Below are 12,587 nucleotides of genomic sequence, written 5' to 3'. Positions count from 1 at the left end.
TCATGATCAACGCGCGTAAGCGCGCTCGTGAGATGTCGCGGCGCTAAGCAAGTGAACGTGTGACGCCCGCCGTCTCCCGGCGGCGGGCCCACCATCCCCCTGTTCGTCAGCAAGGGCCCGGACGCTGGTTTGGCAGCGTACGGGCCCTTCGCCGTGCGGGGCGGGGATCAGCCGGCCGCGGGGTCGGCGAAGCCGGGCAGCCAGCGTTCCAGGATGGCCCGGTAGTGGGCCTTGGCCTCGAGCTGGCACAGCACGCCGATCGAGCCCAGCGTCACCCGGTGGATCATCAGGTACGACGGCGGCAGGTTGAGCTGCCGCCCCAGCTGGTACGCGGGGCTGCGCGGGCTGGCCAGCCGGGCCGCCTCCTCGCGCAGCCAGGCCCGGCTGAACCGGAACTCCTCGGCCGCCAGCGGGTCCAGCATCGGGCGCAGGTAGTCCAGCACCGCCTGCGCGTCGATGTCGGAGTCCTTGCGCAGGAACCCCTCGCCCCGCAGGCCCGCCAGCACCTCGTCGGCCCGGCCCGCCAGCGCCAGCCGGGTGATCCGGCCGACTGGCTCGGGCAGGCCCTGCGGCAGCCGGGCGACCGCGCCGAAGTCGATCACGGCGAGCCGGTCGTCGGGCAGCAGCCGGTAGTTGCCCGGGTGCGGGTCGGCGTGCAGCAGCCCGGCCCGCTCCGGCGCGGAGAAGTGCAGCGTCGCCATCAGCGCCCCGGCCCGGTCGCGCTGTGCCACGGTGCCCGAGCCGATGATCTTCGACAGCGGGATGCCGTCCACCCACTCGGTGACCAGCACCCGGGGCGCCGCGGCCATGACCTGCGGCACCAGGATCTGCTCGTCCCCGGCGTACGCCTGCGCGAACCGGCGCTGGCTGTCCGCCTCCAGCTCGTAGTCCAGCTCCTCCACCACGCGCTCGCGCAGCTCGGTGACCAGCGGCTTCACGTCCAGACCGGGCTGGATCACCTTGAACAGCCCGGCCAGCCGGGACAGCTGCGCCAGGTCGGCGATGAGCGCGTCGCCCGCCCCCGGGTACTGCACCTTCACCGCGACCGGGATGCCGGTGCGCTTGCGCGGCACCTTCCACTCGGCCCGGTGCACCTGGCCGATGCTGGCGGCCGCCGCCGGGGCGTCGTCGAACTCACGGAACCTCTCCCGCCAGTTCTCGCCGAGCTGCTCGGCCAGCACCTTGTGCACGGTCGCCGCGGGCAGCGGCGGGGCCGCCTCCTGCAGCTTGGTCAGCGCCTCCCGGTACGGCTCGGCCAGCGCGTCGGGCAGCGCCGCCTCGAACACGCTCAGCGCCTGGCCGAGCTTCATCGCGCCGCCCTTGAGCTGACCCAGCACGCTGAACAGCTGCTCGGCGGTCCGTTCCTGGATCTCCGCAGAGATCACGTCGGAGGCCAGCCCGGTGACCCGCTTGCCGAAGCCGAGCACGGTGCGGCCCGCGAACCCGAGGGGCAGCGAGGCGAGCTTGGCGGTGCGGGACACGGCGCGGCGCGGGATGTCGGTCACCGTGCCATTGTGGCCGACCACCTGCGGTTCGGCCCATCCCGAGCGGTGAAGACCTCGTGGAGGTGTCGAGGTCATCGGCGGCGGGTGCAGTCGCACGCGGGGTGCGGCGTCCAGGTGCGCCGCCGCCACGGACGCACCCCGTTGATCTCCACGGTGGTGCCCACGGTGGTCGGCTCGGCCCCGTCCAGGTGGGCCAGCACCTCCGCCGCGGCGAACCCGGCCGCGGTGAGCCGGGTCGCGGCGGAGCAGGGGTCGGCGCCCGACCCGGCGGCCAGCTGCGCCGCGAGCGCGGGCCAGCCCGGGTCGCGGTCGGTGCGGTGCAGGTCCAGGCAGCGCAGGCAGGGGCCGCCGGTGGCGGGCACCAGCGGCCCGACCACCGCGATCCCGTCGCGTACGCCCAGCGCCAGGTGCGGCACCCGGCGGCGCGTGCCACGGGCGGCGACGGCGTACCCCACCTGGACCAGGAAGGTGGCGTCGGTGGCCCGCAGCATGGCCGTGGGCGGGCCGGGCCGCGACGTGGGGCCGCTGGCGGGAGGTCGCCGGCCGGCGGCCCCGCTGCCCGCGGTGGCGCGTGGGATGCCGTCCTTCGGGCGCTCCGGTCCGGTGCCGGTCACCACGGCCGCGTCGCCGGGGGCGGCCACCAGCCCGACCTTGCCGACCCCGGCGTCCAGCAGCGCGGTGCCGACCAGCCCGGCGAGCCGGCCGGCCCCCGCCACGATGACGCGGGCCCGCGAGCGCCGCTGCAGCACGCGGGCGGGGGTGCCCGCGGTCTCCGCGCGGCGCAGGGCCAGCGCGGCGGCCTCGTCGGCAAGCCTCTCCCTGCGGTACGCGGGCAGCGCGGCGGGCATCAGCGCGTGCGCGGGCACCACCAGCCCCGCCTCGGCCAGCGCGGCCAGCACCGCGTGCACGTCGTCCGGGCGCATGCCCAGGCGGGTCATCTCGTCGAGCAGCGCCCGCTCGGTGCGGGATCCGTCGAGCAACTCCAGCAGCCGGGCCGCCGAGCGGTGCGGCAGCTCCAGCACCACCGCGTGCTCGGGGTCGGTGCCCAGCTGGACGGTGTGCGCGTCGCGCCACATCGGGCGCAGGCCCGGCAGCAGCGCGGGGCGGGTCATCGGCGGGCGGTTCACAGCCGACGACGGTGCCAGCCGTACGCCCCCCTCCGCCTGCGTTGTCCACAGGCCGTCCCCGGTGATCATCAGGTTGTCCACAGGGGTGACCTGGGTTATCCACAGATCTTGGGGAAAACTGTCGGGTAGACGACAGGAGCCCGCGGTGTCCGCGGGCTCCTGTCTGCCGTTGTACCTCAGGCCTTGCCGAGAATGCGGTTCACGGTCGTTCCGCAGACGGGGCAGGGCCCCTTGGCCATCCGCATGCCAGTCTTGGAGATCTCCACCTTGCCGGTGAAGTCACGCTTTTCCTTGCACTTCACGCAGTAGCCGTTGTACTTCTCTTCGGCCACGATTTCCTCCTCATGATCCACGGTGACTCGTCCGCGGCGCTCGCGCTGTGACGGTGGAAGTCTGCCTGCCCCGATCGATCAGATAAGTCAGGTTACGCGGGACACGCCGGAGTCATCACGCTTGTAGAAAATGAGGCATTTTCTGGAAGTCGCCTGTGCATTGAGCAATGTCCCCTTATGGGGATCGGTGCGGACCGTACCGGCCGGAAGAATTTTCTTGGCGAAGTCGCCCCATCCTGGCAATTCCGGCGATGATCACAAGATTGACCCTTGCGGAACCCTGGCACCCGGCCGCTAGCGTCCTTGCCGTGAGCAGCAACACCCCCCTGGTCACCCCCGGGTGCCCCCTGGCCTGCGCCGGTCATTGATGGCCGCCGCACGCAAACCCGTGGTGGAGGTCCGGCGCAGCGAGCGCCGGCGGCGGACGGTGTCCGCCTACCGGGAGGGCGAGCGGGTCGTGGTGCTCATCCCCAGCCAGTTCTCCCGCGCCGAGGAGAGCGAGTGGGTCGGCAAGATGCTCGCCCGCCTCGCCGCACGCGACCAGCGCAGCCAGCGCAACGACGCCGACCTGGCCGTCCGCGCCCGGCAGCTGGCCGAGCGCTACCTGCCCGAGTTCGGCGCCATCGCGGTGCCGGCCAGCGTGCGCTGGGTCAACAACCAGCACGGCCGCTGGGGCTCCTGCACTCCCGCCGACCGCACCATCCGGCTGTCCGAGCGGGTACGCGACATGCCGGTCTGGGTCAGCGACTACGTGCTGCTGCACGAGCTGGTGCACCTCATCGTGCCCAGCCACAACGCGCGCTTCTGGGAGCTGGTCGGCCGCTACCCGCGCACCGAACGCGCCCGCGGCTACCTCGAAGGCATAGCCGCCGCCGACGCCCGCACCGACTGACCCCAACCCGTCCCGCCCCGCGCCGTCCCGCCGCGGCCGGGCTCTTTGCCGCCCAAGACCGCTGTTTCGGGTCGAAAACTGCAGTCCCACCACACTTTCCGACCAGATCTAGCGATCAAGGCCAGCTCCCGCCCCGACCCGTATAGACGTTGGCCTATCGCATCGAAAAATCGCCGATCGAATTCGATGTGATAGGCCAACGTCTATGTAAAGCGGTGCGTTGCCGAGCGGGTCAGGGCTGCTTCGGGCCGTCCTGTGGTTTCGGGCCGTCCTCGGGGTTCGAACCGTCCTTCGGGTTCGACCCGTCCTCGGTGGTGTTCTCGGGGTTCGGGGCGTGCTCGGTGGGTGGGGTGTCGAGGTCGTCGAGGGCGCTGAGGTCGAAGACGGTGTCGGCGCCGGCGGCGTACGCGGCCGGGTCGGCGAAGTCCTCGTCGTCGGGGAGCAGGTCGGGGTGGGCCCACAGGGCGTCCCGGCCGGACACGCCGCGGTGCTCGGCCAGTGCCGTCCACAGCGCGGCGGCCTCGCGCAGCCGCCGGGGCCGCAGCTCCAGGCCGACGAGCGCGGCGAACGTCTGCTCGGCGGGGCCGCCCGCGGCGCGGCGGCGGCGGAACGTCTCGGAGAGGCGTACCACGTTGGGCAGCCGGCCTGCCGCGGCCTGCTCGACGACGTGGGTGACCCAGCCCTCGACGAGGGCGAGCACGGTCTCCAGGCGGCGCAGGGCGGCCTGCTGCTGCGGGCTGTCGTCGGGAGTGAAGATGCCTTCGAGCTGCAGCTCGCTCATCGACTCGGGGTCGGCCGGGTTGACCCGGCTGAGCGCCTCCTCGATGGCCTCGCGGTCGACCTTGATGCCGCTGGCGTAGGCCTCGACCGCGGTGAGCACGTGGCCGCGCAGCCACGGCACGTGGCCGAAGAGCCGCTGGTGGGCGGCTTCGCGCAGGGCGACGAACAGGCGCAGCTCGCCGGGGTCGAGTTCGAGGCCGGCGCCGTACGCCTTGATGTTGGCGGGGACCAGCGCGGCGGTGCCGCTGGGGCCGAGCGGGAGCCCGATGTCACCGGCGGAGAGCACCTCGGTGGCGAGCTTGGCGAGCGCGGCGCCGAACTGGCCGCCGAACAGGGCGCCGCCCAGGCTGCTGATCATCGCGGCCATCGGGCCGAGCTGCGCGCGGGCCTCGGGCGGCACCAGGTCGCCCATCGCGGCGACCATGTGACCGGCGACGGGGTCGGCCAGCTTGCCCCAGACGTCCAGGGTGTTGAAGATCCACTCGTTGCGGTTCCAGGCGGCGGTCGTGATCACGCCGCTGGGCAGCGCGGTGGCCGGGTCGAGCCAGAGGTCGGCCAGCCGCAGCGCCTCGTCGACCTCGGCGCGGTCGGCGGCGGACACGGCGGGGTCGCCCTCGCTGTTGAGCGAGGTGGTGGCGACCTGGCGGGCGAGGTCCCAGTTCACCGGCCCTCCGCCGGACTGGGACATCGACATGAGCTGCTGCAGCCCCGCGAGGAACTGCTGCATCTGCTGCGGGTCGTTGGGATCTGGTGGTTGGCCGCCTGGTAGGGCGAACCCGAACGGGGTGTCAGGCACGCTCTCCACCGTACGCGAACTTGAGCCGAAGTGACTCATACCGGGGGCATGATCGGGGACGAGTCAGGGTCCGGCGGGTCGCGCGGGTGCCCGGCTAGGCTGGCCGCCATGAGACGTCGCGGGTTGACTGTGGTGCTGGGCGCGGTGGTGGCCGCCCTGTTGCTGCTGGGCATCGGGCAGGTCCGGGTGCCCTACGTGGTGGAGAGCGCCGGCCCCACCGTGGACACCCTGACCGCCGTCGACGAGAACGGCGAGCTGTGCGACCCGGGCGCCAAGGACGCGGCGAAGGGCTGCCACGAGGTCATCTCGGTCACCGGCGAGAGCGGCGCCCCCGCGGTCTCGAAGTCCGACGGCCAGCTGCGCCTGGTCACCGTGAACGTGCAGTCGTCGACCGACCTGCTGTCGGTGATCCGCGGCTGGTGGTCCGACGAGGAGGCGGTCGTCCCGTACGAGCTGCTCTACCCGCCGGACCAGAGCCGGGAGGAGATCGACCAGCAGGGCCAGGAGGACTTCAAGAACTCGCAGACCAGCGCGGAGACCGCGGCGCTGCGCGAGCTCGGCTACCCGGTGCGGGTCACCGTGAGCAAGGTGGTCGCGGGCGGCGCGTCCGACGGCAAGCTGAAGGTCGGCGACGTCATCGACACGGTCGACGGCGCCGCCGTCACCTCCAACGGCAAGCTGCTGGAGCTGATCCAGGCCAAGCCGGCCGGCACCACGCTGAAGCTCGGCGTCACCCGCGACGGCGCGCCGGCCACGGTCGAGGTGACCACGAAGCCGGCCTCGGACTCCGACGCCACCCCCCGGGTGGGCATCGAGGTCGACACCAAGCAGCCGCACCCCTTCACGCTCAACATCAAGCTCGACGACATCGCCGGGCCGAGCGCGGGGCTGATGTTCACGCTGGGCATCATCGACAAGCTCAAGCCGGAGGACCTCACCGGCGGGAAGATCATCGCCGGCACGGGCACCATCGACGACGAGGGCAACGTCGGCCCCATCGGCGGCATCCCGCAGAAGCTGTACGGCGCCAAGGACGCGGGCGCGAAGTGGTTCCTGACGCCCGCCGACAACTGCGAGGAGGCCAAGGCCAACGCGCTGCCGGGGCTGCCGCTGGTCAAGGTGGGCACGCTCGACGACGCGCTGTCGGCGCTGCAGACGATCCGCGAGGGCGGCACCCCGCCTTCCTGCTGAGCTGCCGCGGACGGCGGCACTCCGCCTTCCCGGACCGCAGCCGCGGACGTCCGGGAGGGCGGCATCCGCCCCTGCTGCCGGGAGCCGCGGACCCTGCGGGAGGGCGGCGCGCCGCATTCCTGTTAAGAAGCTGAGAACGCCCCGGTCCGGGGCCTTCCTCAGTGCCGTGCACTTGCACGGCAACGTAGGCTTCCACCGTGGTCAACCGATCAAGTCAACTGCCGCACATGAGCCGCCGCGGTCGCGCCTGGCTCATCGTGCTGACCGGCCTGCTGATCTTCTTCGCCGTCCTGGGCTGGGTGGTGGAGGCCTGGACCGAGTGGCTGTGGTTCGACGAACTGGGCGCGACCCAGGTGTTCACCGGGCAGCTCGGCACCCGGATAGGCCTGTTCGCGGTGTTCGGCCTGATCATCGGGGCGTTCATCTTCGGCAACCTGTACCTGGCGTACCGGCTGCGCCCGTTCCTGCCGCCGACCGGCGTGGAGCAGCAGGCGCTGGAGCGCTACCGGTATCTGCTCGGCCCGCACCTGATCCGCTGGTTCGCGCTCGCGGCGGGCGCGGTGGCGTTCTTCGCCGGCCTGGCCGCGCAGGGGCACTGGCAGCAGTGGCTGCTGTTCGAGCACGCGAAGCCGTTCGGCAAGGACGACCCGCAGTTCGGCATCGACATCGGCTTCTACGTCTTCAAGCTGCCGTTCTGGCAGTACCTGCTCAACACCGGCTTCACGGTGACGGTGCTGGCGCTGATCGGCGCGCTCGGGGTGCACTACCTCTACGGCGGGGTGCGCCTGTCCGGCCCCGGCGACCGGATGACCACCGGTGCCCGTGCCCACCTGACCGGCCTGGTCGCGCTGTTCGTGAGCCTCAAGGCGATCGCGTACGTGCTGGACCGCCGGGCGCTGCTGCTGGACACCATCGCCGGCACCGACCTGACCGGCGCGGGCTTCACCGATGTGCAGGCACTGCTGCCGGCCAAGGAGATGCTCACCTACATCTCCGTGATCGTCGTGATCGCCATCCTGATCTTCTCCAACGCCGTCATGCGCAACCTGGTGTGGCCGGGCGTGGCGCTGGGCCTGCTGGCCATCTCCGCGGTCGCCATCGGCGGCATCTACCCGTGGGGTGTGCAGACGTTCCAGGTCGACCCGAGCCGCAACGTCAAGGAGGCGCCGTACATCGACCGCACCATCGCGGCGACGCGCGCGGCGTACGGCCTGGACGCGGCGAAGACGACGCCGTACGGCTCGGACACGGTGGAGCCGCCGGCCTCGCTGGCGCAGGACAAGACCATCGTGCCGAACATCCGGCTGCTCGACCCGGCCGTGGTCGCCGACACCTACACGCAGCTGTCGCAGGTGCGCAGCTTCTACCAGTTCGGCGACAAGCTGGACATCGACCGCTACACGATCGACGGCAAGACCGCCGACTACGTGGTGGGCCTGCGCGAGATCGAGTACGGCAAGCTGACCGCCGCGCAGAGCAACTGGATCAACAAGCACACGGTGTACACCCACGGCTACGGCCTGGTCGCGGCGCCCGCCAACACCACGGTCTGCGCGGGCCAGCCGCTGTTCGTCTCCGGCTTCTTCACCGGCCAGGCGCAGGGCGCCGACCAGGGCTGCGCGTCGTCGACCGACAAGCTGCCGGTCGACCAGCCGCGGATCTACTACGGCGAGCGCATGGGCGACGAGTACGCCATCGTCGGCAAGCCGGACGGCGGCCAGAGCGCCGAGTACGACCGGCCCACCGGCGAGGCCAGCGACGCCCGCTACACCTACACCGGCACCGGCGGCGTGGAGATCGGCTCGACCTGGCGGCGGCTGCTCTACGCCATCAAGTACGCCGAGTCGAACTTCCTGCTGGCCGACGCGGTCAACGACAACTCGAAGATCCTCTACGAGCGCGACCCGCGCACCCGGGTGCAGAAGGTGGCCCCGTTCCTGACCCTGGACGGCGACCCCTACCCGGCCGCGGTGAACGGCCGCATCGTGTGGATCGTCGACGGCTACACCACCAGCGGGAACTTCCCGTACGCGCAGCGCGTGGACCTGCAGGACGCCACCAGCGACTCGCTGACCGGCGACGGCACGTTCCGGCTGGCCCGGCAGGAGATCAACTACATCCGCAACTCGGTGAAGGCGACCGTCGACGCGTACGACGGCACCGTCACGCTCTACGAGTTCGACGAGACCGACCCGATCCTGCAGGCGTGGGACGACGCGTTCGGCGGCGACCTGGTCAAGCCGAAGGCGGAGATCCCGGCGGAGCTGGCCAGCCACTTCCGCTACCCGGCGGACATGTTCAAGGTGCAGCGCGACCTGCTGACCCGGTTCCACGTGAACAACGCCAACGACTTCTTCAACGCGCCGGACTTCTGGGCCGTGCCGAACGACCCGGCCGGCCGGGCCGACGCCAAGCAGCCGCCGTACTACCTGCTCACGCAGCTGCCCGGGCAGACCGAGCCGCGGTTCCAGCTCACCGCCGCGGTGACCCCGCGGGAGAAGCAGAACCTGGCCGCGCTGATCTCCGGGTCGTACGTCGACGGCAAGCCGCACCTGGAGGTGCTGGAGCTGAGCAAGGACGGCCGGATCCCCGGCCCTGGCCAGGCACAGCAGCTGATGGAGAACTACGACCCGGCGCGAACACAGCTCAACATCTGGAGCACCAACGTCGTCAAGGGCAACCTGCTGTCCCTGCCGTACGGCGGCGGCATGCTCTACGTCGAGCCGATCTACCTGAAATCCAGCGGTGACAACCCGTACCCGCTGATGAAGAAGGTGCTGGTCAGCTACGGCGACAGCAAGGTGGCGTTCGCCGACACGCTGGCCGACGGCATCAAGCAGCTGGTCGGCACGGGAGGCACACCGCCGGTGGTCACGCCGGAGCAGCCACCGCCCACCACCGGCACGCCCAGCCAGGCCGCCGCCGCGGCCAAGGTCAAACAGGCCATCGCCGACCTGCGGGCCGCGCAGCAGTCGGGCAACTTCGAGGCGTACGGCAAGGCGCTGGCGGCGCTGGAGGCGGCGATGAAGGAGTTCGAGGCGGCCAGCGGCCAGCCGGCGCCGGCGAGCCCGGCACCGCCCACGCCGACGCCGACACCGGCGACGACAGGTTGATCGGGACACGGGGTGAGCGCTGAGACGGCGCTCACCCCGTGTCGATTTGCGGCAGGTGCGATCAACGCGCTACTGTTTACAAGCCGACGCGGGGTGGAGCAGCTCGGTAGCTCGCTGGGCTCATAACCCAGAGGTCGCAGGTTCAAATCCTGTCCCCGCTACAAATGAAAGACCCGGTTCCTCGTGGAGCCGGGTCTTTCTCTTTCCGTGGGTATGGTGAGCGTCGTGACGAGGGAAGACCTGATCAGGCTGCGCCGGGCGCGCGACCGGATGGACCGGGACTACGCCCAGCCGCTGGACGTGCCCGCGCTGGCCCGCACCGCGCTCATGTCGCCCGGCCACTTCTCCCGCAGCTTCCGGGCCGCCTTCGGCGAGACGCCGTACAGCTACCTGATGACGCGCCGCATCGAGCGGGCCAAGGCGCTGCTGCGCCGCGGCGACCTGAGCGTGACCGAGGTGTGCCTGGCCGTCGGGTTCACCTCGCTGGGCTCGTTCAGCTCCCGCTTCACCGAGCTGGTCGGCGAGAGCCCCAGCGCGTACCGGGCGCGCGACGACCACGCCTGGCTCGCCGGGGTGCCCGCCTGCGTCGCCAAGATTTTCACGCGACCCGTCAGGAACGGAGAAGCCGAAGCGGCCGCCTGAGTCGTAGCGTGAGCTGCATGGATCTGAAAATCGCGCACACCTTCCTCTTCGTCGACGACCACGACCAGGCCCTGGCCTTCTACCGCGACGCGCTGGGCCTGGAGGTCCGCGGCGACGTCGGCGGCGGCAAGATGCGCTGGGTCACCCTGGGCTCCCCGGAGCAGCCCGAGGTCGACATCGTGCTGACCCCCGCCGCCAGCCCGAACGCCTCCGCCGAGGACAACCAGGCGATCGCGGAGCTGATGGCCAAGGGCGTGCTCGGCGGGATCGTGCTCAGCACGAGCGACGTCGACGCCGTCTTCGAGCGGGTGGCCGCGACCGGCGCCGAGGTGCTCCAGGAGCCCATCGACCAGCCGTACGGCGTGCGCGACTGCGCGTTCCGCGACCCGTCCGGCAATATGTGCCGCATCAACCAGCCCAAGTGACCCGTCCCGCGTGAGCGGAGCTCCGCCCGTGCCGGTCGGCGTGGGCGGAGCTCCGCTCACGCGGGGTCAGGGCGTGACGGCGATGTTGGTCAGGCCGGTCGTGGCGCCGGTGACGGTGTTGGAGGCGTACACCACGTTGAGGTTGCCGGCGCACTTCGAGGTCGAGGTGACGCGGATGGCGTACGCGCCGACGCCGCCCAGGCTCGAGCTGTTGCCGCGCCACACGTTGCCGCACCCGTTCTGGAAGGCCGGTGTCGTCGTCGGGTTGTGCGTCTCGTAGCCGTTGACGAACGTGCCCGGCGCGGCGAAGGTGCCGGTGTTGTTCTCGATGACGTACCCGATGCCCTTGGCGTCGACCCAGGAGTCGGCGGAGTTCTGCCCGGAGATGCCGCGCCCGTCGAACGTGTTGCCCCGGACCACGCCGTCGAACGTGCCCTCCTTGATGTCGATGTGCTCCGCGGCGACGTACGGGCCGATGCGGTTGTTGAGCACCTGCACCCGGTCGGAGCGGTCCACGCCGCCGGAGTTGCCGTGGCAGGCCCAGTTGGATCCGGCCGACCCGAGGTAGACGCCCTCGCCGTAGCCGGGCTGGACCAGGCCGGTGTACTCGATGACCGAGTCGCGGATCACGCCGTCGGCCGAGGACCGGCGGAAGTGGACACCCTCGTCCTCGATGTGGTGCACGTACACGCCGCTGATGGTGACGTGGTGCGAGTTGTCGAGCACGATGCCCTTCTTGGACTCGGCCACCGTGAACCCGTCGAGCTTCCAGTACGGCGCGTTGAACAGCCACAGGCCGTAGCCGGCGTCCCAGCCCGCGGTGGGCTGCGGGCAGGACGGCGCGGTGCCGCTCGGTCCGTCGTTGATCAGCACCGCGGAGCGCGGCCCGGTCAGCGTGATCGGCAGGTTCGCGGTGCCCGGCCGGGTGGTCGCGAACGCCCCGCGATACGTGCCCGCCGCGAGCCGGATGACGGTGCCCGGGACAGCGCTGTTGAGCGCGCTGGTCAGCTGCGCGGCGTTGGCCACGTCCACCAGCGGCCCGTTCGGCGGCGGCGTCGTGGACGGCGACACGGACACCGACGGCGAGGCGGACGGCGAGGCGGACGCGGAGGCCGACGGCGACGGGCCGGCCGACCGCGACGGCGAGGCCGACGGCGCCGGGCCACCGGCGCAGGCGGCGCCGTTGACCGTGCAGTTGAGCGGCAGGCCGAGCCCGGCCGCGTTGAAGCCGAAGGTCTGCGAGGCGCCCGGGTTCAGGGTGCCGTTCCAGCTCACGTTCACGAACGTGTAGCGCTGGCCGGTCTGGGTGCGGGTCGAGCTCCACGACGAGCTGACCGTGGTGCCGGCGGGCAGGTCGAACGCGACGGTCCAGCCGGTGGCGGTCGCGTCGCCGCTGTTGGTGATGGTCACGTCGGCGCCGTACCCGGTGCCCCACGTGCTGACCTGCGTCACCGTCGCGGTGAGCACCGGCCCGGCGGCGTGCGCGGGAGTGAGCAGGTACGGCACCGCCGCGCCCAGCAGGGCGGCGGCCACCGTGACGGCAGCCGCGCGGAAGGGTCGCATCGACTGGCTCCTTTCTTGAAGGAAGGTTGCCAGTTATCGAACACCGTGTAAGTCGTCTTGCCAAGAGGATGCCGTCCACAAATGTGGTTGATTTAAGGATTCGACACGGTCGACGACGATGACATAGTCTGTACCAGCCGACGCGGGGTGGAGCAGCTCGGTAGCTCGCTGGGCTCATAACCCAGAGGTCGTCAGTTCAAATCTGGCCCCCGCTACGAGAA

General features: G+C 71.3%; 10 protein-coding genes and 2 tRNA genes. 7 read left to right on the top strand and 5 right to left on the bottom strand.

All coding sequences use genetic code 11. The features are described 5' to 3' along the window. Positions 1 to 167: 167 nt before the first annotated feature. The 3 genes from AB0J67_RS09030 to AB0J67_RS09020 all read right to left on the bottom strand — a co-directional run bounded on the left by AB0J67_RS09030 (position 168) and on the right by AB0J67_RS09020 (position 2,964). Positions 168 to 1,505, bottom strand: coding sequence for an AarF/ABC1/UbiB kinase family protein (locus AB0J67_RS09030; RefSeq protein WP_363478397.1), 1,338 nt, complete (start codon positions 1,503 to 1,505; stop codon positions 168 to 170). Between the two features lie 71 nt (positions 1,506 to 1,576). Further along, complete coding sequence (locus AB0J67_RS09025; protein ID WP_363478394.1) at positions 1,577 to 2,632, bottom strand: hypothetical protein; 1,056 nt, start codon at positions 2,630 to 2,632, stop codon at positions 1,577 to 1,579. Positions 2,633 to 2,808: 176 nt separating this feature from the next. After that, positions 2,809 to 2,964: a DUF5679 domain-containing protein gene (locus AB0J67_RS09020; protein ID WP_166381884.1), complete on the bottom strand. Its 156-nt coding sequence runs from the start codon at positions 2,962 to 2,964 to the stop codon at positions 2,809 to 2,811. Positions 2,965 to 3,331: 367 nt separating this feature from the next. On the opposite strand from AB0J67_RS09020, the gene AB0J67_RS09015 reads away from it, so the two are divergent. Next, positions 3,332 to 3,856: a M48 family metallopeptidase gene (locus AB0J67_RS09015; RefSeq protein ID WP_363478390.1), complete on the top strand. Its 525-nt coding sequence runs from the start codon at positions 3,332 to 3,334 to the stop codon at positions 3,854 to 3,856. A gap of 232 nt (positions 3,857 to 4,088) precedes the next feature. Here the strand turns inward: AB0J67_RS09015 and AB0J67_RS09010 are convergent, their stop codons facing one another. Next, positions 4,089 to 5,432 carry a zinc-dependent metalloprotease gene (locus AB0J67_RS09010; protein WP_363478387.1) on the bottom strand — a complete coding sequence of 448 codons (1,344 nt, stop codon included), beginning with the start codon at positions 5,430 to 5,432 and terminating at the stop codon, positions 4,089 to 4,091. Between the two features lie 108 nt (positions 5,433 to 5,540). Here AB0J67_RS09010 and AB0J67_RS09005 point away from each other — a divergent pair, with 108 nt between their 5' ends. From AB0J67_RS09005 to AB0J67_RS08985, 5 genes are all read left to right on the top strand, one after another. Further along, positions 5,541 to 6,623 carry a PDZ domain-containing protein gene (locus AB0J67_RS09005; protein WP_363478385.1) on the top strand — a complete coding sequence of 361 codons (1,083 nt, stop codon included), beginning with the start codon at positions 5,541 to 5,543 and terminating at the stop codon, positions 6,621 to 6,623. Between the two features lie 227 nt (positions 6,624 to 6,850). Then, the gene (locus AB0J67_RS09000) at positions 6,851 to 9,736 is read left to right on the top strand and encodes a UPF0182 family protein (protein WP_363478383.1); all 2,886 of its coding nucleotides are present in this window, start codon (positions 6,851 to 6,853) and stop codon (positions 9,734 to 9,736) included. Between the two features lie 87 nt (positions 9,737 to 9,823). Beyond that, a tRNA-Met gene (locus AB0J67_RS08995) sits at positions 9,824 to 9,897 on the top strand. Positions 9,898 to 9,949: 52 nt separating this feature from the next. Further along, positions 9,950 to 10,378: a helix-turn-helix transcriptional regulator gene (locus tag AB0J67_RS08990; protein WP_363478491.1), complete on the top strand. Its 429-nt coding sequence runs from the start codon at positions 9,950 to 9,952 to the stop codon at positions 10,376 to 10,378. A 17-nt stretch (positions 10,379 to 10,395) separates the two neighbouring features. Continuing rightward, positions 10,396 to 10,803 carry a VOC family protein gene (locus tag AB0J67_RS08985; protein ID WP_363478380.1) on the top strand — a complete coding sequence of 136 codons (408 nt, stop codon included), beginning with the start codon at positions 10,396 to 10,398 and terminating at the stop codon, positions 10,801 to 10,803. 66 nt (positions 10,804 to 10,869) lie between these two features. On the opposite strand, the gene AB0J67_RS08980 is transcribed toward AB0J67_RS08985, so the two are convergent. Further along, complete coding sequence (locus tag AB0J67_RS08980) at positions 10,870 to 12,366, bottom strand: cellulose binding domain-containing protein (RefSeq protein ID WP_363478377.1); 1,497 nt, start codon at positions 12,364 to 12,366, stop codon at positions 10,870 to 10,872. Between the two features lie 141 nt (positions 12,367 to 12,507). On the opposite strand from AB0J67_RS08980, the gene AB0J67_RS08975 reads away from it, so the two are divergent. After that, positions 12,508 to 12,581: transfer RNA gene (locus tag AB0J67_RS08975), tRNA-Met, on the top strand. Positions 12,582 to 12,587 lie beyond the last annotated feature (6 nt).

The sequence above is a fragment of the Catellatospora sp. NPDC049609 genome, from assembly GCF_040675365.1.
In the GTDB taxonomy this organism is placed as follows: domain Bacteria; phylum Actinomycetota; class Actinomycetes; order Mycobacteriales; family Micromonosporaceae; genus Catellatospora.
This window is presented reverse-complemented; position numbering and strand designations above follow the sequence as displayed.

What these genes read in the sequence shown, in the direction of transcription:
- AB0J67_RS09015 (WP_363478390.1), top strand. Translation starts at nt 3,332, where the DNA reads ATGGCCGCCGCACGCAAACCCGTGGTGGAGGTCCGGCGCAGCGAGCGC.
- AB0J67_RS09005 (WP_363478385.1), top strand. Translation starts at nt 5,541, where the DNA reads ATGAGACGTCGCGGGTTGACTGTGGTGCTGGGCGCGGTGGTGGCCGCC.
- AB0J67_RS09000 (WP_363478383.1), top strand. Translation starts at nt 6,851, where the DNA reads ATGAGCCGCCGCGGTCGCGCCTGGCTCATCGTGCTGACCGGCCTGCTG.
- AB0J67_RS08990 (WP_363478491.1), top strand. Translation starts at nt 9,950, where the DNA reads ATGGTGAGCGTCGTGACGAGGGAAGACCTGATCAGGCTGCGCCGGGCG.
- AB0J67_RS08985 (WP_363478380.1), top strand. Translation starts at nt 10,396, where the DNA reads ATGGATCTGAAAATCGCGCACACCTTCCTCTTCGTCGACGACCACGAC.
- AB0J67_RS08980 (WP_363478377.1), bottom strand. Translation starts at nt 12,366, where the DNA reads ATGCGACCCTTCCGCGCGGCTGCCGTCACGGTGGCCGCCGCCCTGCTG.